Source organism: Streptomyces sp. NPDC001406, from assembly GCF_042895285.1.
Taxonomy (GTDB): domain Bacteria; phylum Actinomycetota; class Actinomycetes; order Streptomycetales; family Streptomycetaceae; genus Streptomyces.
Window position 1 is genome coordinate 144,937 of sequence record NZ_JBIAWG010000011.1, and the last position, 21,335, is coordinate 166,271.

Annotated in this window: 24 protein-coding genes and 1 pseudogene; 15 read left to right on the top strand and 10 right to left on the bottom strand. The window is 69.8% G+C overall.

The genetic code is table 11. The features are described 5' to 3' along the window. Positions 1-9 precede the first annotated feature (9 nt). Positions 10-819 (bottom strand): alpha/beta fold hydrolase, encoded by an 810-nt coding sequence (locus ACFY1J_RS26585; protein WP_390732079.1) that lies wholly within the window; start codon positions 817-819, stop codon positions 10-12. A 68-nt stretch (positions 820-887) separates the two neighbouring features. Further along, complete coding sequence (locus ACFY1J_RS26590; RefSeq protein WP_390709467.1) at positions 888-1,346, bottom strand: cupin domain-containing protein; 459 nt, start codon at positions 1,344-1,346, stop codon at positions 888-890. A 128-nt stretch (positions 1,347-1,474) separates the two neighbouring features. Here ACFY1J_RS26590 and ACFY1J_RS26595 point away from each other — a divergent pair, with 128 nt between their 5' ends. The 5 genes from ACFY1J_RS26595 to ACFY1J_RS26615 all read left to right on the top strand — a co-directional run bounded on the left by ACFY1J_RS26595 (position 1,475) and on the right by ACFY1J_RS26615 (position 3,462). Beyond that, positions 1,475-2,101 carry a TetR/AcrR family transcriptional regulator gene (locus ACFY1J_RS26595; protein WP_390709468.1) on the top strand — a complete coding sequence of 209 codons (627 nt, stop codon included), beginning with the start codon at positions 1,475-1,477 and terminating at the stop codon, positions 2,099-2,101. 86 nt (positions 2,102-2,187) lie between these two features. Further along, the gene (locus ACFY1J_RS26600; protein ID WP_390709469.1) at positions 2,188-2,472 is read left to right on the top strand and encodes a hypothetical protein; all 285 of its coding nucleotides are present in this window, start codon (positions 2,188-2,190) and stop codon (positions 2,470-2,472) included. A 162-nt stretch (positions 2,473-2,634) separates the two neighbouring features. After that, the gene (locus ACFY1J_RS26605; RefSeq protein ID WP_390732080.1) at positions 2,635-2,841 is read left to right on the top strand and encodes a three-helix bundle dimerization domain-containing protein; all 207 of its coding nucleotides are present in this window, start codon (positions 2,635-2,637) and stop codon (positions 2,839-2,841) included. A 13-nt stretch (positions 2,842-2,854) separates the two neighbouring features. Next, on the top strand, positions 2,855-3,046 hold the full coding sequence (locus ACFY1J_RS26610; RefSeq protein ID WP_390709471.1) for a hypothetical protein: 192 nt from the start codon (positions 2,855-2,857) through the stop codon (positions 3,044-3,046). Then, complete coding sequence (locus ACFY1J_RS26615; RefSeq protein WP_390709472.1) at positions 3,043-3,462, top strand: VOC family protein; 420 nt, start codon at positions 3,043-3,045, stop codon at positions 3,460-3,462. The genes ACFY1J_RS26610 and ACFY1J_RS26615 overlap by 4 nt, the downstream gene beginning before the upstream one ends. On the opposite strand, the pseudogene ACFY1J_RS26620 reads toward ACFY1J_RS26615, so the two are convergent. Beyond that, a pseudogene (locus ACFY1J_RS26620) lies at positions 3,440-3,965 on the bottom strand (glycoside hydrolase family 11 protein). The gene ACFY1J_RS26615 and the pseudogene ACFY1J_RS26620 sit on opposite strands and share 23 nt — an antisense overlap. A gap of 274 nt (positions 3,966-4,239) precedes the next feature. Here ACFY1J_RS26620 and ACFY1J_RS26625 point away from each other — a divergent pair. The 4 genes from ACFY1J_RS26625 to ACFY1J_RS26640 all read left to right on the top strand — a co-directional run bounded on the left by ACFY1J_RS26625 (position 4,240) and on the right by ACFY1J_RS26640 (position 9,001). After that, a complete protein-coding gene (locus tag ACFY1J_RS26625; protein WP_390709473.1) occupies positions 4,240-4,539 on the top strand; it encodes a putative quinol monooxygenase in 300 nt (99 codons plus the stop codon). A 205-nt stretch (positions 4,540-4,744) separates the two neighbouring features. After that, a complete protein-coding gene (locus tag ACFY1J_RS26630) occupies positions 4,745-6,007 on the top strand; it encodes an MFS transporter (RefSeq protein ID WP_390709474.1) in 1,263 nt (420 codons plus the stop codon). Positions 6,008-6,163: 156 nt separating this feature from the next. Then, positions 6,164-7,405, top strand: coding sequence for a SpoIIE family protein phosphatase (locus tag ACFY1J_RS26635; RefSeq protein WP_390732081.1), 1,242 nt, complete (start codon positions 6,164-6,166; stop codon positions 7,403-7,405). A gap of 138 nt (positions 7,406-7,543) precedes the next feature. After that, positions 7,544-9,001 carry an FG-GAP-like repeat-containing protein gene (locus ACFY1J_RS26640; RefSeq protein WP_390709476.1) on the top strand — a complete coding sequence of 486 codons (1,458 nt, stop codon included), beginning with the start codon at positions 7,544-7,546 and terminating at the stop codon, positions 8,999-9,001. 41 nt (positions 9,002-9,042) lie between these two features. On the opposite strand, the gene ACFY1J_RS26645 is transcribed toward ACFY1J_RS26640, so the two are convergent. Both ACFY1J_RS26645 and ACFY1J_RS26650 read right to left on the bottom strand, forming a co-directional pair. Then, entirely contained in the window at positions 9,043-9,801 is a 759-nt protein-coding gene (locus ACFY1J_RS26645; protein WP_390709477.1) for a hypothetical protein, read from the bottom strand. A gap of 138 nt (positions 9,802-9,939) precedes the next feature. Beyond that, positions 9,940-10,497, bottom strand: coding sequence for a hypothetical protein (locus ACFY1J_RS26650; protein WP_390709478.1), 558 nt, complete (start codon positions 10,495-10,497; stop codon positions 9,940-9,942). A gap of 341 nt (positions 10,498-10,838) precedes the next feature. On the opposite strand from ACFY1J_RS26650, the gene ACFY1J_RS26655 reads away from it, so the two are divergent. After that, positions 10,839-11,630, top strand: coding sequence for a maleylpyruvate isomerase N-terminal domain-containing protein (locus tag ACFY1J_RS26655; RefSeq protein WP_390709479.1), 792 nt, complete (start codon positions 10,839-10,841; stop codon positions 11,628-11,630). A 19-nt stretch (positions 11,631-11,649) separates the two neighbouring features. Here the strand turns inward: ACFY1J_RS26655 and ACFY1J_RS26660 are convergent, their stop codons facing one another. After that, positions 11,650-12,153 (bottom strand): DinB family protein, encoded by a 504-nt coding sequence (locus tag ACFY1J_RS26660; protein WP_390732082.1) that lies wholly within the window; start codon positions 12,151-12,153, stop codon positions 11,650-11,652. A gap of 151 nt (positions 12,154-12,304) precedes the next feature. Here ACFY1J_RS26660 and ACFY1J_RS26665 point away from each other — a divergent pair, with 151 nt between their 5' ends. Together ACFY1J_RS26665 and ACFY1J_RS26670 are read left to right on the top strand one after the other, a co-directional pair. Further along, a complete protein-coding gene (locus tag ACFY1J_RS26665) occupies positions 12,305-13,147 on the top strand; it encodes a tetratricopeptide repeat protein (protein ID WP_390732083.1) in 843 nt (280 codons plus the stop codon). A 59-nt stretch (positions 13,148-13,206) separates the two neighbouring features. After that, positions 13,207-13,581 (top strand): nucleic acid-binding protein, encoded by a 375-nt coding sequence (locus ACFY1J_RS26670; RefSeq protein ID WP_390732084.1) that lies wholly within the window; start codon positions 13,207-13,209, stop codon positions 13,579-13,581. On the opposite strand, the gene ACFY1J_RS26675 is transcribed toward ACFY1J_RS26670, so the two are convergent. Beyond that, a complete protein-coding gene (locus tag ACFY1J_RS26675) occupies positions 13,514-14,515 on the bottom strand; it encodes a DMT family transporter (protein WP_390732085.1) in 1,002 nt (333 codons plus the stop codon). The genes ACFY1J_RS26670 and ACFY1J_RS26675 overlap by 68 nt on opposite strands. 237 nt (positions 14,516-14,752) lie before the next feature. Then, complete coding sequence (locus ACFY1J_RS26680; protein ID WP_390732086.1) at positions 14,753-15,352, bottom strand: CGNR zinc finger domain-containing protein; 600 nt, start codon at positions 15,350-15,352, stop codon at positions 14,753-14,755. Between the two features lie 38 nt (positions 15,353-15,390). On the opposite strand from ACFY1J_RS26680, the gene ACFY1J_RS26685 reads away from it, so the two are divergent. Next, entirely contained in the window at positions 15,391-16,560 is a 1,170-nt protein-coding gene (locus tag ACFY1J_RS26685; RefSeq protein ID WP_390732087.1) for an MFS transporter, read from the top strand. Between the two features lie 21 nt (positions 16,561-16,581). Here the strand turns inward: ACFY1J_RS26685 and ACFY1J_RS26690 are convergent, their stop codons facing one another. Together ACFY1J_RS26690 and ACFY1J_RS26695 are read right to left on the bottom strand one after the other, a co-directional pair. After that, positions 16,582-17,253 (bottom strand): enoyl-CoA hydratase-related protein, encoded by a 672-nt coding sequence (locus tag ACFY1J_RS26690; protein WP_390709485.1) that lies wholly within the window; start codon positions 17,251-17,253, stop codon positions 16,582-16,584. Between the two features lie 72 nt (positions 17,254-17,325). Continuing rightward, a complete protein-coding gene (locus tag ACFY1J_RS26695; RefSeq protein ID WP_390732088.1) occupies positions 17,326-17,898 on the bottom strand; it encodes a TetR/AcrR family transcriptional regulator in 573 nt (190 codons plus the stop codon). 225 nt (positions 17,899-18,123) lie between these two features. Between ACFY1J_RS26695 and ACFY1J_RS26700 the strand changes: the two genes are divergently transcribed. Together ACFY1J_RS26700 and ACFY1J_RS26705 are read left to right on the top strand one after the other, a co-directional pair. Then, positions 18,124-18,363, top strand: a complete 240-nt coding sequence (locus tag ACFY1J_RS26700; RefSeq protein ID WP_390709487.1) for a chaplin — start codon at positions 18,124-18,126, stop codon at positions 18,361-18,363. Between the two features lie 290 nt (positions 18,364-18,653). Then, a complete protein-coding gene (locus tag ACFY1J_RS26705; RefSeq protein ID WP_390709488.1) occupies positions 18,654-21,320 on the top strand; it encodes a hypothetical protein in 2,667 nt (888 codons plus the stop codon). Positions 21,321-21,335 lie beyond the last annotated feature (15 nt).

Consider the following 21,335-nt stretch of genomic DNA (forward strand, 5'->3'; position numbering starts at 1 on the left):
CTTCCGGGGTCAGGGCCGCGGCCGGTCGGTGGCGTGGGTGTCGGCGAAGTCCCAGACCACGGGGAGGAATTGCTCGGGCGTCTCGGTCTGGGGCATGTGGCCGGTGCCCTGCAGCAGCCGGAACTCCGCGTCGGGGATGGCCTGCGCGTACGCGCGTCCGTAGTCGGCGTCCACGACCTGGTCGCTTGCGCCCCACGCGACGAGGGTCGGGTGGGTGATCTTGGCCAGTCGGTCGGGCAGGGTGGGGTCGGCCATGGCGTTCGTGCCCGAATAGACGCGCAGCGTGGCACGGTTGGCGGCCACGACCGCGCGCTGCGCCTCGGAGAGTGTGCTGGGGTCGAAGCGGAACTTCGAGGGGTCGTGGAAGGAGAGACGGGACAGTTCGACGGGAGTCAGGGAGAAGGCGTCCGCGATCGGGTGGCCGGGGACGTCGATGCCGACGGCGTTGACGAGGGTGACGCTGCTGATCCGGTCGCTGCCCAGCGCTGCCAGTTCGGCGGCGATCCAGCCGCCGACGGAGTTGCCGACGACGGTGACGTCCCGCAGGTCGAGTGCGTCGAGCAGCCGTGCGTAGACCTGGGCCAGGGTCGTGACGTCGGTCAGCCAGTCGGGACGGTCGGTGCCGTCGAAGCCGGGGTGGACGGGGGTGAACACCCTGGCCGGACGCTGCTCGGCGAGGAGTCCGGCGAACGGCGTGACGGTCTGCGGACCGCCGCCTCCGTGCAGGAGCAGGAAGGGGTGCCCCTGCCGGCCCTGGAGGTCGACGGTGACGTCGAGGGTGCCCTGGTCGACGGTGAGGGTGTGGGTGCTGCTGGTCATGTGAGGCTCCTGGAGTGGGCGGCCGCGACGGGCCGCTGCGAGGGAAAGGGCCGGCGGGACAGCGGCCGTCAGGCGTAGTCGGTTGCGGGAACGGTGGCGTAACGGCTCATCACCGCGACGGTCGACTCCGGGGTCAGCTCCTGACCGCCGGCGATCATGTCCCGCAGGTCCCGGAAGTACTGCACATACAGGTCGGGCGTGAAGGTGTTGAGCATCACGGCAGGCTCGTCGCCGAGGTTGGCGAAGGTGTGCGGAGCGCCGGGCGGGATCATCGCGAGCGTGCCGGCCGGGGCCACGTGGGTCGTCTCCCCGACGGTGAAGTGCACGGTTCCGGAGACGACGTAGAAGCCCTCGTCGTGCTGGGCGTGGCGGTGCTGCGGCGGCCCCTGGGTGTGCGGGGCGAGGGTGATCTCGCCGATCCCGAGGCGGTGCCCGGTGGTACTGCCGTCCTCCAGGATGCGCATCTGTGTCGGGCCCAGCTGGATCGTCTCGCCGTCGTCCGGGCCGACCACGGAAACCGTACTCATCGCTGTCTCCTTCGTGAGAGCTGACTCTCATGAGAGTAGAGAAGCCGAGTCTCGTTATGCAAGTCAACTCTCACGACGAGAGCTGAATGCTAGGATGAGGGTGAACGCACAGAAGGAGAGGTCCCACGATGACGGCGCAGGCGGGCACCGGCCGCACCAACCAGAAGCAGCGCACCCGCACGGCGATCGTGGCGGCCGCCCGCGAACTCATCGGCACGGGCGCCGAGGTGACCATGCCTCTGATCGCCCGCGCGGCGCTGGTCTCCGAGGCCACCGCCTACCGGTACTTCCCCGACCTCTCCTCACTGATCAGCGAGGCCCTGGCCGGCGCCTGGCCGCCCCCCGCCGAGGCGCTCGCGCCGGTCGGCGACTCCACCGACCCCGTCGAGCGGGTCGCCTTCGCCTGCGAGTTCCTGCTCCGCGGCATCATCGCCCGCGAGGGAGCGGTACGGGCGATGATCTCGGCCACCATCACCCGCCCCGATGCCGCAACCGCCCGCCCCAAAATCCGCTTCGGACTGATCGACCACGCGCTCCTCCCGCTCGAAGGCACCCTCGGCGCGACGGACTTGGAAGCCTTTGCCCAGCTCAAACGAGACCTCGCGGTGACCGTGAGCGCCGAGGCACTCTTCATCCTCACCGACCTGTGCGGGCTCGACCCCGACGAGGCGATCAACAGCGCCGTACGGACGGCGACGACGCTCACGGAGGCCGCGGTCCGCTCGCGCGGGCCGTCGGCTGGCCCCTTCCAGTGACTGACGGACGACGCGCGCATGGATCGTGCGTCGCGGAGGTACAGCGTCTCCGCCGTGAGAGCCCCGGAATCGTGAGGAGATCAGCCGTGTACGCAGCCGTCAGACGATACGAGGGAGTGACCGATCCGGCCGAAGCGGGGCGTCGGGTGAGCGAGGGCTTCGTGCCGCTCATCCGTCAGATCCCCGGCCTCCTGGCCTACTACTGGGTCGACGCCGGGAACGGAGTGATGATCTCGACCAGCGTCTTCGAAGACGAGGACGGGGCGCATGAATCCATCAGGAAGGCGGCGGTCTTCGTACGGGACCACCTCGCACCGCTGCTCCCCAACCCTCCCCAGGTCATGTCGGGCCACGTCGTGGCCTTCGCATAGCACAAGGGGAGGCACATCCAGGTCGCACCGGTTGCCTGCCGGTGGCATGGCCGGTTCCCATCATCACGCCCGAAGCGGAATGCAATGATCACCGATAGCGCGGCACTCCCGCGCGCGAGTCCCAGTGGGGGTCGAGAGACCCCCTTCCAGGCAGGTGGCACTGTGGCTGACACAACGCGTGAAGAAGACGCCATCAGCGGCGTCGTGGAACGTCTGAAGGGTGCCTTCAGCGCGACGCACAGCCAGGACGAGATCGAGGCGGCGGTAGCCGAGGCACACGCGTCATTCATCGGACGACCCGTTCGCGAGTTCGTCCCTGTGCTGGTTGAACGCAAGGCGAGGGCCAGGCTCCACGAGTCCTCCGGCTGAAGGCGATCCTGCCGTGCGTCTGATCACCGACGGAGTCATCCCGGTTCCCCGGCTGGCGCTGATCGACACGATTGAGACGGATGACGGCCACTTCTGCGAACTGGCCGGTCCGCTCACGCCTGCTGGTGCGTGGGGGGTGCGCTGCATCCATCTGCGCACCACACATGCCACTGAGTCTGCCGAGTCCGCCCAGGCGACCGCATGAGTCGGCCCACACACGGCACACTGCATCACGTCGAGTTGTGGGTGCCGGACCTCCAGCGCGCACTCGCCTCGTTCGGCTGGCTGCTTGAGGCACTGGGTTACGCCGTCCACCAGAGCTGGGACGACGGCCGCAGTTGGCGGCTCGGGCCGACCTATCTGGTCATCGAGCAGTCGCCGGCCCTCACTGCCGGGCGGCACGATCGCTGCCGTCCGGGACTGAACCATCTGGCCTTCCATGTCGAGGACGCCACCGCTGTCGAGAAGCTGGCTGCCGACGCCGCTCAGCACGGCTGGCAGCTGATGTTCCCCGAGCGGCATCCATACGCCGGCGGTGGGCAGCACTACGCCGCCTACCTGGAGAACGACGACGGCTTCGAGGTCGAACTCGTCGCGATCAGCCCATCCGAACGCAACTGAGATCAACCGGGCTGCAGGTGACCGTGGGCCAGGTCCAGGTGCCGTCGGGCGACGGAACATTCATCGTCACCGTCCAACTGCCGGCACCACTCACCGAGACATTCAAGTTGTACCGGTCACTCCACTGCTGCCCCGCGGACAGAGTCGCCGTACAACCACTACCGCCGCCGCCAGAGCCGGAGTTGCTCACGGTGATGTTGGAATTGCCGCTGCTCTGGTAGCCCCTCCGTGGCGAGTAGGTGCCGCCGTCGCTGGTGGCGGTGCCCTTGTACGTGCCCGTGGGCCGGTATGTGCCCCAGTTGTCGACGACGTAGTACTCGACCAGCGGACTGGTTGTCCACCCGTACAGTGACAGGTACGCATTGCCTGTTCGTGCCGGTTCGGTTCGTCGTGATCACCGTGTCGGCAGCGGCGGTCCCAGGCAGGAGCAGCGCGACTACGGCGACCAGCAGCATGAGTAAGTGGCCGCGTCCGCGGCTCCTCGGACGTGCGGGTGCGTTCATGTACGTGTTTCCTCCTCGTGAAGGCCCATGCGGGTGGCGAACAGTGTTGGTTTGAGCACGTCAACCGTCAAAAGTTTCGGTTGTGAGTTCGAAACATTCGAAGCCTTCAGGGGCGCATCTTGAGCGCATTCAGGAGTGGTCGAGACTTTCGAACCACTCATCAGCGCCTCCGCGCCGACGCCACCCGTTGCCGTCGACAGCCTCCGGTTGCCGACGGCCCGCCACCCCGAGAGGCTGTGTGAAGCATGCCGAAAGCCACCAACGGGAGTGCATCATGACGCAACTCGGTCTGCTGGCACGCATCGAGGCCAAGCCGGACTACGCGGACCAGGTCGAAAGCCTGCTGCGCGAGGCGGAGCGACTGGCACAGCAGGAGTCGGACACCGTCACGTGGTTCGCGTTCCGCCAGGGCCCCACCACCTTCGGCATCTTCGACGCCTTCGACGACGAGCAGGGGCGCCAGAGCCATCTGCAGGGCAGGATCGCCGCCGCGCTGATGGAGGCCGCCCCGGAGATGCTCGCCGAGGCGCCCGACATCAAGCCCGTCGAGATTCTGGCCGACAAGCTCCCCTGAGCGGCCCCGCACCGGTGCGGCAGGGGAAAGGCTTTTTCCGCTATCTTGTTGCCGCAACGTAGTTCAGACCTCAACAACGCCTGTCTGCACGCCAGTTGCTCATCCCTGACTGTCATGTGCACGTCAATATGCTCGCTACGCCCCCACGCCGGAGGCCATGGCCCTCCGTCCGCCGAGGTACCGCTCACCGAAAGCCCCCCACTCCGTGACCGTCTCCCTCTACGAAGGCCAGCCGGCCGGCAGGCACGCGGCCGTGCCCTCCGGCAGCCTGTTCCGGCGCGTCTACGCCCCGCGCGCCTGCGATGCCCTCGCCTTCTCCATGTCCACGTATGCCATGCCGCTCCTCGTCCTCGCGGTCACCGGCTCGGCGTCCCTGACCGGCTTGGCCTTCGCCCTGGAGTGGACTCCCCGGGTGGCGGCGTTCAGCCTGGCCGGTGCCCTCGTGGACCGCTCCGGCGCGGCGATCGTGTGCTTCCTCGCCTCCCTCGCCCGGGCCGTGCTGGTGTCGGCTGCCGCTGTCGTACTGGTTGCGCTGCCGACGGGAACGGCCGAGACGGCCACCGTCATGACGCTGGCCGCGGTGACCGGCACGCTCACGCAGTTCAGTTTCGTCGCCAACGAAGCCGTCGGTGCCGTCGTCAGCCGCCGGACGGAAGAGCACTCCCACAAGGTGCAGGCCACGCTCATCGGCATCGACCAGACGGCCACCCTCGTCGGCCCGGCACTCGGCGGTGTCCTTCTGCTGAGCGGGCCGACTCGCATGCTTGTTTGCCTGAGCCTGCTGTCCTTCGTGTCGGCCGGTCTCGCCCTGCAGACCCCGCCCACACCCCTGCGCGCCGCCCAGCGGGGCGCGCAGGGCCCGGCCGGCAGGCCTGCGGAAGGGTGGCGGACGCTTCGTTCACTGCCCTCCCTGAGCCGGCTCGTCGCCGGACTGGCCTGCTCCAACCTGGTGCTCGGGCTGCTGCAGTCGGCCAGCCCCGTCATCGTGGTGGACGACCTCGGCCGGTCTCCGGCAGCCGTGGGCACCCTCTGGTCGGTCGCCGCCGCGGCTACCCTCCTCGCCCTCGCCTGCTGCCGGTTCGCCCTCGACCGGCTGGGGCTGTGGGGAGTCGGTGTCATCAGCTCGACCGTTGCCGCCGCGGCCTGCCTCGCCCTCCCTTACGCCCCCTCCTACGGCACCTACACGGTCCTCCTGTCCCTCTTCATGGCCGCAGACGGAGGACTCACCGTCGTCCTGCGCACCGTGCGCTCGCTGGTCATTCCGCCCGCGGCCTTCGCCACGACCCTTTCCCTGACGATCCTGCTCCTGCTGCTGCCCTTCCCCGCGGCAGGAGTCGTCATCGCCCTCACCCCGCCGAACCACCTGACCGACGTCATCGCGGCGAGCGGCGTACTACAGGCCCTGGCCCTGCTCGTCACGTTCACCCGCCTGCGCAACGACCCGACACTGCGCGGCCGCGTGCCCTGACGTGGCACTCCGACCGGAGCAGGAAGGCACCTCCCGACGACGACCCGCAACTCCTCTGACACTCCGACGCCTGGCCAGGCAGGACGTGGCGACTGGCAGCGCGCATAGTTGGCACCTGGAGGAGAGGATCCACCAGAACCGAAACGGAGTGTGCGGGTGACGACGCCGCCGATCGACTACCGGGCGCTGTTCGCGGCCACACCCAGCCCGCACCTCGTGCTGGACCCCGGCCTGGTGATCGTCGACGTCAACGAGGCCTACTGCCGCGTGACCGGGCGCACCCCGGAAGACCTTGTCGGGCAATACCTCTTCGACGCCTTCCCGGACAATCCCGAAGACCGCGATGCCGACGGGATGCGCAACCTCAACGCCTCGCTCCACCGTGTACTGCACTCACACGAGGTGGACACGATGGCCGTACAGAAGTACGACATCCCCGTGGCCGACCAGCCAGGAGTGTTCGAAGAGCGCTGGTGGTCGCCGATCAACGCTCCTGTGCTCGGGCCGGACAGACAGGTGGCATGGATCATCCACCGGGTCGAGGACGTCACCGAGTTCGTGCTGGCCCACCCGCTCCCTGCGCGGTCGGGCCAGACGCTCAGCGAGCGGGAAGCCATGGAGGCCGAACTGTACGCGCGGGCGCAGGAGCTCCAGCGGGTGAACGAAGAACTGCGCCAGGCCCACGCCCGGGAACGCCAGGTCGCCGTCACGCTCCAGGAAGCGATGCTGCACTCCCCCGATCTGGCCCGGCACCCCAACGTCGTCGTGCGTTACCTGCCCGCCGCCGAGGGGCTGAACGTGTGCGGCGACTGGTACGACGTGGTGGACATGTCCGACGACGCGTTTGCCGTGGCGGTCGGGGACGTGGTCGGCCACGGCCTGGAGGCGGCGGCCACGATGGGCATGCTGCGCAGCGCGCTGTCCGCCGCCGTCCGCGCACTGAGCGAGCCCGCCCGGGCGATGGAGGTGCTGGGCCTGTATGCCCGCTCGGTGGAGGGAGCGCTGGCCACGACCGCCGTCAAAGCCGTCATCAACACCCGTCGTCAGCACATCACCTACAGCAGCGCGGGGCATCTCCCACCCGTCCTCGTGCACGCCGACGGCACGTTCGTCCTCCTCGACCAGGCCACCGACCCTCCGCTGGCAGCCCGCCCCCTCCATGTCCCCGGCCCGCAGGCCGCCGTCCCCTACAAGCCCGGTGACACGCTCGTGCTCTACACCGACGGCCTCATCGAACGCCGCGACGAGGACATCGACACCGGCCTGCGGCGCATGACCGACATCCTCTGCGACAACGCCCGCCTCACCCCCGACCATCTCGCGGACACCCTGCTCGCCCGTCTCGGTGTGAGCAACGGCGGTACCGACGACATCGCCCTGATCGTCACCCGCCTGTAGCAGGGCTGGTAGCTGGTCGGAGTCGTCACAGCAGCCTCAAGAATTCACCGAACTCACGTACAACCCTTGCCGTTTGCCGAACGTCTTCTGATCGCAGCACCCGGACATCGGGAGCCCGCCCCATCTGGAGACACTTACGTGAAGCACCCCCTGCCCGGAACCACGGCCCTCGCCGCCCTGCTCGTCGCGGGCCTCACCCCCTTGGTCCTGTCTGCTCCCGCCTCCGCCGCCCCCTCCGGGCTCGCGGGCGACTTCAACGGCGACGGCTACCGGGACGTGGCCATCGCGGTCCCCGCCGCCACGGTGAGCGGGAAGTCGTGGGCCGGGCAGGTGGCCGTGGCCTACGGCACGGCGAGCGGGCTGAATCCCGCCAAGCACCAGCTGATCAGCCAGAACACCGCGGGCATACCCGACAGCGCCGAGAAGGACGACGAGTTCGGCGAGCAGCTCGCTGTCGCCGACCTCAACCGCGACGGCTACAGCGACCTCGTCGTCGGCGCCCCGCACGAGAAGACCGGCAGCGCCGAGGACGCCGGCACGGTCGTCATCGTCTGGGGCTCCCGCAGCGGCCTGTCCGGCGGTACGACGGTGAAGAACCCGCAGCCCTTGTACGGCAGTTACTTCGGCCTGAGCATCGCGGCGGCGGACTTCACCGGCGACGGCAAGCCCGACCTCGCGATCTGCGCGCAGAGCGACTCGGGCAGCCCCACCTGGCGGATCCGGCTGATCCGGGGCCCGTTCAGCAAGTCGGGCACGACCGGCAGGGTGTCCTCGTACTCCCCGGGCATCGACAAGCCGGTCCTCACCGCCGGCCGGGTCAGCGGCGACACCAAGGCCGACCTCGTGGTCACGGGCCAGAAGCCGAACCGCGACCAGCTGGCAACCGCCGCCTACTACAAGGGCACCTCCGACGGCATCAGCAGGACGACGACCCTGCGCGCCGCCGAGACGGCCGCGATCGGCGACCTGAACAAGGACGGCTACGGCGACATCGTCCTCGGCAACCCCGAGGATCCGGCCGACGAGCCCTCGGCCTCCGCCGGCGGCAAGATCCACGTCATCTACGGCACCTCGTCCGGCCCGAGCGGCACGCGCCGCGTCACGTACACACAGAACACCACGGGCGTCCCGGACACCTCGGAGAACGGCGACGGCTTCGGCCAGGCGCTGGCGATCGGCGACTTCGACAAGGACGGCTATGGGGACCTCGCGGTCGGCGCGCCGGGTGAGTCCTTCGGGGACGACACCCACTACTTCCCCTCCGCCGGGGCGATCACCCTGCTGAGGGGCTCGGCCTCCGGTGTGACCACGTCCCGCCCGGTGTTCCTGACCCAGGACAGCCCCGGCGTGCCGGGCTCGGTGGAGGGAATCGACAACTTCGGCCAGACGCTCCTCGCCTCCGACGTGAACCACGACGGCCACGCCGACCTCACGGCCGTCGCCGCTCAGGAGAACGACCCCGAGGGCGCGGCCTGGTTCCTGCCGGGCGCATCGTCCACGCTCTATTCGACAACGGCGTCGACAACCTTCGGTCCGACCAAGGTGGGCCTGCCGCCCCACAAGTACACCGGTTTCGGGTCCGACTTGGCGGGCTAGTTCACCGGACAGTTCAGCTCCGGCGGTGCACGTGCGGCCCATCAGCGCGTGGGCAGTCGGTCATAGGTTCTGAAGGTGTAGGCCGCGTCGTACGTCATCAGGTTTCCGCTCGCGGCCGGGAGGCCGAGCCGCTGGTTGAGCAGTTTTGTCAGCGGCCCGCAGTGCTCGGCGGCGGGTGCGGCGAAAGTGTCGTCGTACGCCGAGAACTTGATCAGCGGCGGGTCCTGCGAGACCCACTGCGAGGGACCCGACCGCTTCAGCTGGAAGTCGACCGGCGCGTTGGCCCCGATGGTGCAGTTCGGCGCCAGCAGTGGGCTCAGCAGGCGGAAGCGCAGGCTGAACTGTCCGGTGAAGAAGTCGGATCGGCCGCCGTACTCCGGTTGTATCGCCAGTCCCCGAAGCCGCGCGTGCTCGCCCACGGCGGCAGCGGGGAAGCCGGCCGGTACGGCGGTCGGTGTGCTGTGCATGGCTCCCCACACCTGCCCGTTGGTGCCGTCGGGCAGCGGCCCCTCGGCATGGGTCATGGTGATCGGAGCGAGCGTCACGGTCACCTTGCCCATCGTCAACTGCGGTGCGGCGGTGTGAACTTCACACCGCCAGCGGGCCGGGTCCACTCCTGCCGGGAGGGCCGGGCAGTCGCTGAAGTCGGTCAGGGGCTGGTCTGCGGAGGTCGGCTCGGCGTACGCAGGACCGGGCGAGTAGGCCCCTGTGACGGCTGCCAGGGCAGCGGCGCCGGCGAGGGCAACGGCGGCGCGGCGGGTGAGAGCGGGGCGACGTCGATCGGCGGTGGTGTGCGACATGAGCAACAGCCTGCCGCTCACTCCCCGGCGTCACCATTGGTGACATCCCCGTCCCTACCCTGAAGCAACCCTGACGTCGCGTCAGGGGCATACCCTCAGAAGGGTGTTCCTGCTCCGCCCTCCGTCGGCTCGGTGGTGTCAGAACCGAATGTCCGGGTCCCGGAGGACCACGCGCAGTCTGTCGTCGGCATGGTCGGTGTCGAGCTCGGGGCAGAACCAGACGTTCTGCCTGGGGGCGGCGGCCGGGTCGTCCGCGACCATCACCCACAGCAGCAGCCCCCAGAGCACGGTGGGTGAGTGACCGGCCAGTCGAGCGCCCAGCCCGACGGGTACGGCGGCGCCGATGCGTGGTGGGGGCGGGCTGTCCACATCGGGCGGCGTGAAGTCGCAGGCGCCGTACCCGGCGAGGACCAGTGGGGTGTCCTTGACCTTGAGCCAGTGCACCTCGATGCCCTGCGCGACGCGGTCGAGCGCGGCCGCCAGCCATCCCCGCACCGACGCCTCCGGATCGGGGAGCCAGTTCAGCGGGCCGTCGGGGTCGGTGGCGTGGCTCAGATCGTCCCGCGGAGGGCCGTAATCGGGGTTCTCCACGGATTCCCCCACCACATTGCCTTCCCTGTCCACCAGCCACCAGCGTCGTACGGACTCCGGCGGTGCCCAGGTTTCCGAGGCGTACTCTGCGTCGATCTCGTACATCCAGCGATCCCCGTTGTCGCTGTGGCTCGGCAGAGGCAGGTTCCGCAGTCCTTCCGGCAGCGTCGCCGGCGGCCACGAATCCCGCCGCGGGTCCGGTCTCCGTCTGCGCCCGAAGATGCCCATTCCCTGCCCCCACCCCCCGGCCGGTCCAACCGGCCGGGCGTGAACATCCCTGCCCATGACGGCGCCGGGATAGGCCTGGCCGACGAGGCCGAGCGCTTGCGGGCGCCCGCGCGGCCGACCACACGAAGTACGCATAACCTCGGCGCGGCAGGCCTCGGTGGCCGTAGCGTGATGACGCTATCCAATCCCCATCCGGATCGATCATTCGTGGAGCAGGAATGGGCAACGCCGACACGGTCATCGCCGTGCTGCGCAAGGGACACGACGCTCTCGCCGGCTCGGTGCCCGGTTTCAGCGGCGACGACCTGGCCCGGCCGTCGGGCGCGGCCGAGTGGGACCTCTCGCAGGTGCTCAGCCATCTCGGCAGCGGTGCCGAGATCGCGCGGGCCGGAGTCGAAGCCGCCCTCGATGGCGCGGCGAACCCGGGCCCCGACTTCAACCACTCCGTCTGGGACAAGTGGAACGCCATGACGCGGCGGGAGCGCGCCGACGGCTTCCTCCAGGCGAATCACGCACTGATCGAGCTGTACGAATCCCTGGACGCCGGCACTCGCGCGAAACTCCGGATCGACTTGGGCTTCCTGCCCGCCCCCGTCGACGTGGCGACGGCGGCGCGGCTTCGTCTCAGCGAGTTCACGCTGCACTCCTGGGACATCCGCGTCGTCTTCGACGAGCGGGCGGCACTGCCCGCCGACGCCGCCGCGGCGCTCCTGCACGGAGAACCGGACCTGCTCGCCTGGACCGGCAAGGCCGAAGTGCTCGAAGGCCGGCATGCGGCCCTCCACGTCACGACGACCGAGCCCGCCTCCGACTTCGTCCTGCGGCTGCGGACGCCGATCAGCGTGGACTTCGACCTGCCCGAGCGACCCGACGGCACACTGGTTCTGCCCGCCGAAGCATGGCTGCGACTGGTCGCCGGCCGGCTCTCCGCCCGGTACACACCCGACGGCGTGGTCACGACGGGCGCCGCGGATCTGGATCTGCTGCGCCGGGTCTTCCCCGGCTACTGATCCACGCGGTGAACCGGAACTAGTCGCCCGTCCGCCCGTCGGTCATCTCGCGCAGGATGTCGAGGTGGCCGTTGTGGCGGGCCGTCTCCTCCACCAGATGCAGCAGGATCCAGCGCAGGTCCACGGCGCTGCCGTCGCGCCGCTTCGTCCGGGCCTTGGTGTCCAGATCGTGCGCGGCGACCAACTCGTTGTAGCGCGCGGACTGTTCGGCGTACTCGTCGAGCAGTTGCGACAGCGGGAAGTCGACGGCTATGCGCATCTCACGGTCGGGGTCCTCGTCGGTCCAGGGGCCGTTGTCCTCTTCGCCGAGAAAGACGACCTGGAACCAGTAGTACTCGACCCAACGCAGATGGTTGATCAGGCCGCTCAGGGTCATCAGCGGCGAGCCGGGGAGGAGTGCCTTGCGGGCGTCCTCGTCGAAGAGTTCCTCGCACTTGGCACGCGCGGTGGCGCGAACGTAGTCGAGGAAGGTGGTCAGCTGAGTGCGCTCGTCCCAGGCGGGAGGCGTATCGGTGCGTGTCATCGCCCGCAGCATCTCCCGCCACGCAGCACCGTGTCGAGAAGATTTCCCAACTTGTCGATCTTGCCGGTGGATTGCTGAGCAGCCGTAGCGCCTGTCACGGCCAACTCCCCCCAACCCGAACAGGCGTGCGCAGGATCCGTATGCTCCGCGCATGAAATTCTTCCGGTCGCGCGGTCGCAACAACCCCGGGCAGACGACGAGCTCCCCTTTGACCCAGGCCATGGCCCTGTACCAGGCCGGGCGCTACGCCGAGGCGGAGGCCGCGGCCCGCGCCGTGGCCGAGGCCCGCTCCCGGCTGCGCGACGACATGTACGCACCGCTGGCGCTGAACCTCGCCGCGATCGCGACGAACGCGCAGGGCCGCCACGCCGAGGCCTGCGCCGCACACGACGCCCTGCTGCCCGTCTTCGGCCGGATCTTCGGCGCCGAACACCCGCAGACCCTGAAACTGCGCTCGGACCGCGCCCAGACGCTGACCGCGCTCGCCCGGCACGCCGAATGCGAGGCGGAGTGCGCGGCCGTCGCCCGTGTCGCGGCCCGCGGCACGGGGCCGGAGATGCCGTTCATAGCGGCAGCCGCCCGCAACGGACAGATCTACGCCCTCAACGCGCTGGGCCGCCACGAGGAGGCCGAGGCGCTCGCCCGTGAGGCCCTCGCCGCCCACGGCACCCCGGATCGGTTCAGCCTGGTCCTGCGGCTCGGCCTGGTGCGAAGCCTCAACGGTCAGGGCCGCCACGAGGAGGCTCTCGCCGAGGCGGAGCGCGCCGACGAGCTGCGCAGCAGTCGGCCCCAGGAGCAGCACGGTGCGGAGACCGGCGCCGTCGAGCTGGCCCTGGCCACGGCCCTGCTCGGGCTGGGCCGTGGCACCGAGGCCCGCACCCGGGCCGCGGCCGCCCACGACGCCTGCCTGGCCGCCTTCGGCCCGGACCATCGCCGCACCACCGAGGCCCTGGCGCTGCTCGACCGCGTCGACGGCGCCCGACCGGGCCACTGAGCGCTTTGCGGCACGCGCCGCAGGGCGCTACAACCGGAAAGCCGAACTAGTGTTGGTGTGTGAAATACGACTTTCCTGACGATCTACGCAAAGCACAGAGCGATCTCGAACAGGTGCGTGGCGATCTCGCCTGCCTGATCGCGCGGCTGCCGTATTCCGTGGAGCCCATCGAGGCCTGGGAGCGCCCGGAGGGCTACTGGCGCGACGGCTCCCCCGCCTATCCCGACTCCCCCGGCTGGACCCCCGAGGAGCAGTCGAAGGTCGCCGCGCTGCGAGAGCGGGAGCAGGAACTCGCCGTCACGATCGTCACCCACACCTACTGGGGCACGCTGGAGCCCGCCGAACGCCCGGCCGCCCGCGACGCGCTCAAGCACGCCCAGGACGCCCAGGACGCCCAGGACGCCCAGGACGCCCAGGACGCCCAGGACGCCTAGGGTCGGCAGGACCAGCCGGCTTGGCGGCCAGGAGGACCAGGCCCAGCGCGAGGACGGCCAGCCCGGACCAGGAGACGGCCGGAAGACGCTCACCCAGCACGGTGACGCCCAGGACCGCTGCGACCGCGGGCTCGGCCAGGGTCAGCGACGTGGCCACTGATGCGGGAGTGTGACGCAGTCCGTGTCCGAAGAGCCGGTAGGCGAGCCAGACGGTGAACAGGGCCAGGTACACGGCCACCGCCGCGCCGCGCGGGGTGGCGAGCCGGCGCACGTCGGTGAACACGACGACGGGGAGGACGAGCAGGCCTGCCGCGCCGAACAGGACGCCCATCACCGCATCGGACGCGTGCAGGCGCGCGATGAGCCTGCCGCCGATCAGCGAGTAGACGGCGTACGACAGCCCGGCGCACATCGCGAGCAGGACTCCCGTCAGGTCAACCGGCGTACCTTCCCCGGCCAGTTCGGGGCCGAGGACGAGGAGTGTGCAGCCCACCACGGCGGCCCCGGTGGCGCCGGTCCAGCGTGCGGTCGGCCGGGCCTGCCCGGTGATCCAGGACAGCAGCCCGGCGAAGACCGGCGCGCTGCCCAACGCGATCACGGTGGCCACGGCCACGCCGGTGCGTGCCACGGCCGGGTAGAAGGTCACCGGATAGCCGGCCACCGCGAGCGCGCCCAGGACGATCAGCCATCGTTCGGCACGTGTGCAGGCGGCGGGCAGGGAGCGGGCGCCCCGCGAGGTGAGGAACAGCAGGATGCCGCCGAGGCTGAGACCGGCGCAGCCGATGGCCGCCGGAGCCGCGCCGGACGGTGCCAGGGAACTGGCGGTCCCGGTCGTGCCCCAGAGCACGGCCGAGGCGAGGATGGGCGCGGGGCCGCCGAGGAAACCGGTGCGAGAGGGGCGCGGGGCGGCGGTGGCCGGGCGCGCGGGAGTCAAGGGGGAAGTGCGGTTCGGCACAGTCGTGATCTTCCGTAGTCGAATGCGTCTGGGACTCGATCCGAAACGGGCGCACGACACGAGCCCCTGACCGCCCTGCGGGGTCGGTCGGGGCCGGAGATCAAACTGTCAGCGTCTGCGCCCGGTCAGGCGCAGAGCGGCGGCAGAACGACGTGCCAGTAGGTGTTCACCCGGCGATCGTACCTGTCGGTGACGCACCCCGGGGACGTCGAGGCGCTAGCTGGTCCTGCTCGGCCGGTCGAGGTCGAGGGAGTGGGAACGCCGGTGGGCGGCGACCCGTTCGCGGGTTGCGCAGCGGCGGGAGCAGTAGCGGCGTTCCGGGCCGCTGCCCTGGCTGATGAAGACGTTGTCGCAGCTGGGTGACGCGCAGATCCTCCCGGGCGGGCGTTGACGGTCCCAGACGAGGACGGTCAGCGCCATGCACGACGAGGCCAGGAACCACTCGCCCCAGGGGGCGTCGTCGTCATGGTCGAGGTGGGGGTGCCAGGGAGTGCTGCCGCCGTGCGAGGTCAGGCGGAGCGGTCCGGTGTGTTCCCGCAACAAACCGTTCAGCGCGGCGGCCGCTCGGTCGACGTGCTCGGCGGCGAAGACGTCCCTCAGCAGAGCCGCGGCTTCGCGCATCCGGGCGAGTTCACGGCGGGTGAGGTCGACGGGACCTGTCTCGCCGTATGCGCGCAGCACCTCGGCGACATCGCCGGGCTCGGTGTGGTCATCGGCGAGGGCGTTGACGAGGGCGGCGGTGCGCCGGGCCATGGTCAGTACGGAGTGCCGGGTCGACCAGTCGTCGTTGGTGGACACCCTCCGAATGTAACGCATATTGCATGGTTTTGAGTTACCTCCGTAACGTCCTGTGGGTGAAAGAGCGTTACTCGACGGGTTCCTTTCTCGCCGGAGCGGTGGCAGCCCGCACCGGGGACGAGATGTCGGGACCGGCGCTGATGCTGGCGGGATTCGCCCTCGCCGGATCGACCGCCGAAGCGTCGGCGCTGCTCGCGGGCATCACGGTCTCCGCCGTGGCAGGGGGGCCGGTGCTGGGGGCGCTCCTCGACAGACATGAGCGGCCCGGACGCCTGCTCGCCGGAGCCCTCGTCCTGTACGCGGTGGGCCTGGGGGTGATTCTCGTGACGCTCGGCCGTCTTCCGTTGGCCGTCACAGTGGTGATCGCGGTGCTCACGGGACTGATGGGGCCGGCGTTGTCGGGCGGCTGGACGGCTCAACTGCCCCGGACGGTGCCGGGCGAGCGTCTGCCGCGGGCGAACGCGCTCGATGCGATGACCTTCAGCGCGGCAGGCCTGGCCGGTCCGGTTCTCGCCGGTGGCGTGGCAGAGGTCCTCGGGGCGCCGACGGCCGTGCTGGTCTCCGCACTGCTCATCGGCTCGGCGATCCCGGCGGCGTGGCTGCTGCCCGCGCAACCCCGCCGGGACCGGGTCGCGCAGCCGACCTCGGTGATCGGCGTCCTCGCTGCCGGAATACGCGTCATCGTCAGGAGACCCCGCTTGGCACGAGCGACGCTCTCCTCGGCCGTCTCCTGTGCCGCTCAGGGCATGGTGACGGCCTGCGTTCCGCTTCTGGGCGAGCGTGTCCTCGGCGGGTCCGGCCGGGGTGCCGTGCTGCTCTCCTGCGCGGCGGTCTCCGCGCTGATGGCCAATGCCGTACTGGTGCGGTTTCCACGGTCCTCGACCCCCGACACGATCATCTGGGCCGGCGCCCTGGTCCAGGCAGCCGCATTCGCATTGGCCGCCTCGGGCCGGCCGGCCGTGCTCGTCGTGGCCCTGCTCATCGCCGGGATCGGTGAAGGGCCGCAGCTCACCGCCCTGTTCGCGGTGCGCCACCGGGAGGCTCCCGAGCAGCTGCGCGGACAGATCTTCACCACGGGCGCGAGCTTGAAGATCACCGGGTTCGCGGTGGGAGCGGCGGTTGCCGGGCCCATCGCAACCTGGTCCCTTCCGGGCGCATTGGCGGTGGCAGCCTGCGTGGCGGTCCTTGCGGCACTGGCCTTCTTCGCATTCCCGTCGGCCGCCTGATGCAGGCGGCCGACGCGGGCGTCAGCCGAGGGGGTTGCTCGTATCGCGCAGGACGGCGAGTACGGGGGCGTACATGCGGGCCTTGATGGTGCCGAGGGTGTCGCCCGCCTTGCCCGACTGGGCCTGAGCCAACTCGACGGCGGCACTCAGGACGGCATCCTCGGCGACGGCACGGTCGACGATCCCGGCGGCCGCCGCATCCTGGCCACCGTAGCGGCGGCCCGTGACCATGGCCTCATGGGCGGTCTGCGGGGCCAGACGGGCCTGGATGAGCGCGGACATGCCCGGAGTGAAGGGGATGCTGATGTCGACCTCGGGCAGACACCAGAATCCGCGGTCGCCACGCATCACACGGAAGTCGTTGGCCAGGGAGAGCATCGCCCCTGCGGCGAAGGTGTGTCCCTGCAGCGCGGCCACGGTGATCACCGGCAGCGACAGGAACCGGGCGAAGAGTTCGTGCACGGACACGACGTAGTCCTGGTACTCGTCGCTGTGGGCGAACAGCCACTCCAGGTCCAGGCCGTTGGAGAAGAACTTGCCCGTGGCGGCGGTCACCAGGGCGCGCGGCCCCTCCGCCTTCTCCACCTCGTCCAGGGCGTCGTTGACGGAGGCGATCCAGTCGGGGTGGAAACGGTTCTCGCCGTCTCCCAGGTCGAGGATGTAGACGCTGTCCTGTCGGTCGAGTGCGGGCATGGTGGCTCCTCGGGTCGGGCGGGGTCGGGTCAGCGGGTCAGTGGGTCAGTGAGTCGGGACGGCGGGTCACGGTCACGGACCGGGGTCCGCGTCGGGCCGGTCCCGCAGGGCGTGGACCAGCAGGTCGTCGATCTCGGCGGCGGCCGCGTCCAGCGGAGCGGTGCTCCGCTCGGCCCGGCACATGATCACCGCGCCTTCGACCGCGGCGATGACGAACACCGCCAGCCGCCTGCCGCGCTCCTCGCGCAGGCCGTGGCGGACGAACAGGGCGGCCAGCGCTTCCTGCCAGCGGGCGAACACCTCAGCGGCGGCGCGGGCGAGTTGCGGGGCCTCGTCGTTGGTCTCCACGGCCACCGCCACGATCGGGCAGCCGACCCTGAAGTCGCTCTCCACGAGCCGGTGGCGCCACAGCGCCAAGAAGGCGTCGATCGCCTTCAGCGGGTCCTCGGCCCGCGTGGCGGCGTCGATGGCACCCGTGATGAAGTCACCGGCGAGCGCCACGGCCTCGTCGATCAACTGCGCGCGCCCGCCCGGGAAGTGGTGATACACCGAGCCACGGGGGGCACCGCTGTGCGCGAGGACCCGGTCGATGCTGGTCGCGCCGGCGCCGTATTCGCGCAACAGGACAGCGGCACTGAGAACCATCCGCTCCCGGCTGTCGCTCTTTCGCCGACTCACCTCGCAGACACCGCCCTTCTGAAGTCCTTCAGCCCTTCGAGCGATTACCTGCCAGTAACTTATGGTGTATGGCATAGAACATGCAAGACCCGACAGCTAAGGCCGTACCCTCCGTCCGGCCTAACAGCACGTGCGCGCCTGGCGGCCCACCGCATGTGATGGATGCACCCCACCTTCGACAAGGGAGACCACATGCGCATCCGCACCGCTGCCGTGACCGCCGTCCTCACCGGCGCCCTCGCTCTCACGGGGACCACGGCCGCCTTCGCCGCCGACCCCGATCCCGTCGGCGTCGCCAGCAACAGCCCGGGCGTACTTTCCGGGAACGTGATCCAGATTCCCATCGACATCCCGGTCAACCTGTGCGGCAACACCCTCGACATCCTCGCGTTCATGAACCCGACTTCCGGCAACACCTGCACCAACAGCTAGCGCGGCCGAACAGACCTCCCGCCGGACCCGGCTCGGGAGGCCGCAGGTCGGCAGACGAAGCCCCGGGCCCACGACGGGCTCGGGGCCTCGTTCGTCCGCCGGAGTGGCCGGGCCGGGCCGCCGGCATTTTCGGCCACGGGCAAGCGGCTTCCTGAGTCACGGCGTCGCCGTCGTCCGATCCTGGAGCGATCCGAAGCGTTCATTGGAATTCATTGAAGGAAATAGCGTGATTTTGCGCCCGCCCTCCATGGCATGTTGGCCTTCCTTTCTTCTCCCCATGGAGGCCACGCGTGCGCAATGTTGTGCCCGGCTCCGGGACGACGCCCGTCCATCCCAAATGGTCGGACCGCCTGATACGGCAGATCGACACCTTCGTGGCCCGAAGGTCCAGGGCGGCGAAAGCACCGGCTCTGGTGCTGGTCAGACAGGACGGCGGCGACGTCCGGGCACCGGCCCATCTGGTCCGGGAGTATGAGCACCGGCTGACGCGAGGCCGGGGCAACTCCCTTTTCCAGGTGCCGCACGCCGTGGTGGACGACGCCGAGCTGAGCGGCGGGTTCATCGAGGCGTTGGATCAGGTGGCACTGCGGTTGGAACTGACCATGCCCTCGGGGAGCCTGAAGTTGTCGGCTTTCCATACCTGCCGGGCCGTACTCGACCTGGAGCGTGGCGCGGGAGATGTACGGGCCCGGCAGAAGCCCATTCTCGACGGGCTGCATACCGCACTGCTCGAGCGGCGCCGGGTGCTGGGTCTCGGCGCGAAGATCGCGGGATTCTTCGGACAGCATTTCCTGACCGGCTGGATCCAAGGACTGGTGGCGGCACTGATCGTCGGCATTCCCAAGGCCTTCTACCGGTTCCGGCTACGGCACTGGGGCCTGCGCTGGGTCGCCGACGAACTCCACGCCTCCTGCTTTCTGGACGCCGCCCTCACATTCTGCCGGGAGAGCGAGCTGGACCGGGAGGACCCGCGCGTGCGCCGGATCCTGCTGCGCGCCCTGCTCAGCGATCTGCGCAGGGCCACCCGGCGCCGGACTCCCCTGAGTCACCGCTGGGCCCGCCGTCGGTGGGCCTTCGTGGTCCTGATTCCCGAGATCGACGACGTGAACGGACCAGGGCGCGCGTTTCTCGGCACGTTCGAAGAACTCGCTCGCGACGAGGCGTCCTCGCCGCTGTTCATTCTGGCCGCGAGCGCAGGGACGCCACCGGACTACGCCGTCCCCCTGGGTGCCGACCCGACCCGGCCGAACGGTATCGCGGACAAGATCTTCACCTGCCTGAACGAGGGCAGCGCCGAGCCGGTACGCCTCGTCACGCTGCCGGCCGAGGACGACGACGCGGAACGCTCGGCGGAGAACGGGCTGAAGACCCATCCCAGTGTCAACGCCCGCACGGACAGCGGCCTCGACTGGCTCCGACCGAGCGCGGTGCCGTTCCTGGCCGGGCTGATCGCCCTCTTCGTCGTCGCCCCTGGCTACATCTGGCCGCCGCCGTCACCGTCACCGTCCGCGCCCCCCTCGTGCATGACGGTCGCGACCGGTGAGCGCGTCGGCATCACCGACGGGAGCGAGTGCGACCTGGCGGTTCGGGGAGAGCGCGGAAAGGAGCTCAGGGAGCTGGAGCGGCAGGTCGCCGAACAGAACGCGCAGATCGCGGACGGGCGGTATCGCACCCTGGTCTTCCTGGCACCGCTGAGCCTCCAGGACGGGGTCTACGACGACCCGCCCATCGGGCTGCAGGTCCTGCGCGGGGCGATCGCCCAGCAGCGCAAGCTGAACAGCGAGGACCGGCAGAACAAGATGCCGATCCGCCTGCTGATCGCCAACACCGGCCAGTACTTCCGCTACGGATCGCACAACACGTCTGCGCCGAACGCCCCGGACGTCAGCCGGATGATCGTCGAGCGTCAGGAGCGGGACCACATCGCCGCCGTCGTCGGGCTCACCCAGAGCCGGCCCGAGTCCCTGGACGCGGCTCGCGAGCTCGACCAGGCGGGCATCCCGGTCATCGCCAACGGAGTGACCGGCAGCGCCATGGTCGGACCCGACTCTCCCCAGCGCTACTTCCAGATCTCCGCGCCCAACACACGGGTCGCGCCGGTCCTGGCCGACTTCGTCCGTCATTCCCCCGCGGTCCGGTCCTTCACCGCCGGCACACCGCACGCCGTGGTCGTGTACGACCCGACCGACGCGTACTTCAGCACGGACCTGAAGAACCTGTTCGTCGATGCCTACCGGGCATACGGCACGGTCGACGAAGTCACCTACAGCGAGAAGCCCGGCGCCACCACACCGGCCACCATCGCGACCGATGTGTGCAACAAGGTCACGGCGACCCAGGGCATCGTCGTCTACCTCGGCCGTTCCGGAGTACTGCCGAGCCTTCTCAACGCCATGCAGAGTGCGGGCGGCCAGTGCCAGCCCCCGCAGGGCACCACGATTCCGCTGATCGCGGAGAGCGCCCCGATCGACTTCCAGATCGAACCGCAAAAGACGGCGCAGGCGTACCCGTACATGACGATCTTCTACGAGACGGCGAACGCGCCCACGCGGGATTCCCGTGACCCCTACGCCCAGTTCGCCCGGAACTTCGCCAAGGTCTTCGGTGACCGAGGAGCCGACGCCGATGCCGCGGGCGGCTACGACACCGTGGGAATCGTCACCCAGGTCATCGAGAACGTGCTGCCCACGTCCCCCGACTTGGACATCAAACCCAATGACATCTATCTCTGGCTGACCGCCCACGGTGTGTCCCAGTACCCGGGCGCCTCCGGAGTTCTCCAGCTGGACGGCCGGAACAAATATCCCCCCGACAAGGCGGTGTTCATCCGCGAGATCCGGCAGCCCGACGGCATCACCGACACGCTGCTCAGCTGCGGACTCCTGCCCAACCGGCAGAATCCCGCCCGGTGGGGCTCCGAAGGCCGGACCTTCCCCTGCCTCCGGGACCACGACTGACCCCGCCTCGCTCCT

Bases quoted from the DNA above. Each gene is read 5' to 3' on its own strand.
- ACFY1J_RS26585 (WP_390732079.1), bottom strand. From the start codon at position 819: ATGACCAGCAGCACCCACACCCTCACCGTCGACCAGGGCACCCTCGAC.
- ACFY1J_RS26590 (WP_390709467.1), bottom strand. From the start codon at position 1,346: ATGAGTACGGTTTCCGTGGTCGGCCCGGACGACGGCGAGACGATCCAG.
- ACFY1J_RS26595 (WP_390709468.1), top strand. From the start codon at position 1,475: ATGACGGCGCAGGCGGGCACCGGCCGCACCAACCAGAAGCAGCGCACC.
- ACFY1J_RS26615 (WP_390709472.1), top strand. From the start codon at position 3,043: ATGAGTCGGCCCACACACGGCACACTGCATCACGTCGAGTTGTGGGTG.
- ACFY1J_RS26625 (WP_390709473.1), top strand. From the start codon at position 4,240: ATGACGCAACTCGGTCTGCTGGCACGCATCGAGGCCAAGCCGGACTAC.
- ACFY1J_RS26645 (WP_390709477.1), bottom strand. From the start codon at position 9,801: ATGTCGCACACCACCGCCGATCGACGTCGCCCCGCTCTCACCCGCCGC.
- ACFY1J_RS26650 (WP_390709478.1), bottom strand. From the start codon at position 10,497: ATGTACGAGATCGACGCAGAGTACGCCTCGGAAACCTGGGCACCGCCG.
- ACFY1J_RS26655 (WP_390709479.1), top strand. From the start codon at position 10,839: ATGGGCAACGCCGACACGGTCATCGCCGTGCTGCGCAAGGGACACGAC.
- ACFY1J_RS26660 (WP_390732082.1), bottom strand. From the start codon at position 12,153: ATGACACGCACCGATACGCCTCCCGCCTGGGACGAGCGCACTCAGCTG.
- ACFY1J_RS26665 (WP_390732083.1), top strand. From the start codon at position 12,305: ATGAAATTCTTCCGGTCGCGCGGTCGCAACAACCCCGGGCAGACGACG.
- ACFY1J_RS26680 (WP_390732086.1), bottom strand. From the start codon at position 15,352: ATGCGTTACATTCGGAGGGTGTCCACCAACGACGACTGGTCGACCCGG.
- ACFY1J_RS26690 (WP_390709485.1), bottom strand. From the start codon at position 17,253: ATGCCCGCACTCGACCGACAGGACAGCGTCTACATCCTCGACCTGGGA.
- ACFY1J_RS26695 (WP_390732088.1), bottom strand. From the start codon at position 17,898: ATGGTTCTCAGTGCCGCTGTCCTGTTGCGCGAATACGGCGCCGGCGCG.
- ACFY1J_RS26700 (WP_390709487.1), top strand. From the start codon at position 18,124: ATGCGCATCCGCACCGCTGCCGTGACCGCCGTCCTCACCGGCGCCCTC.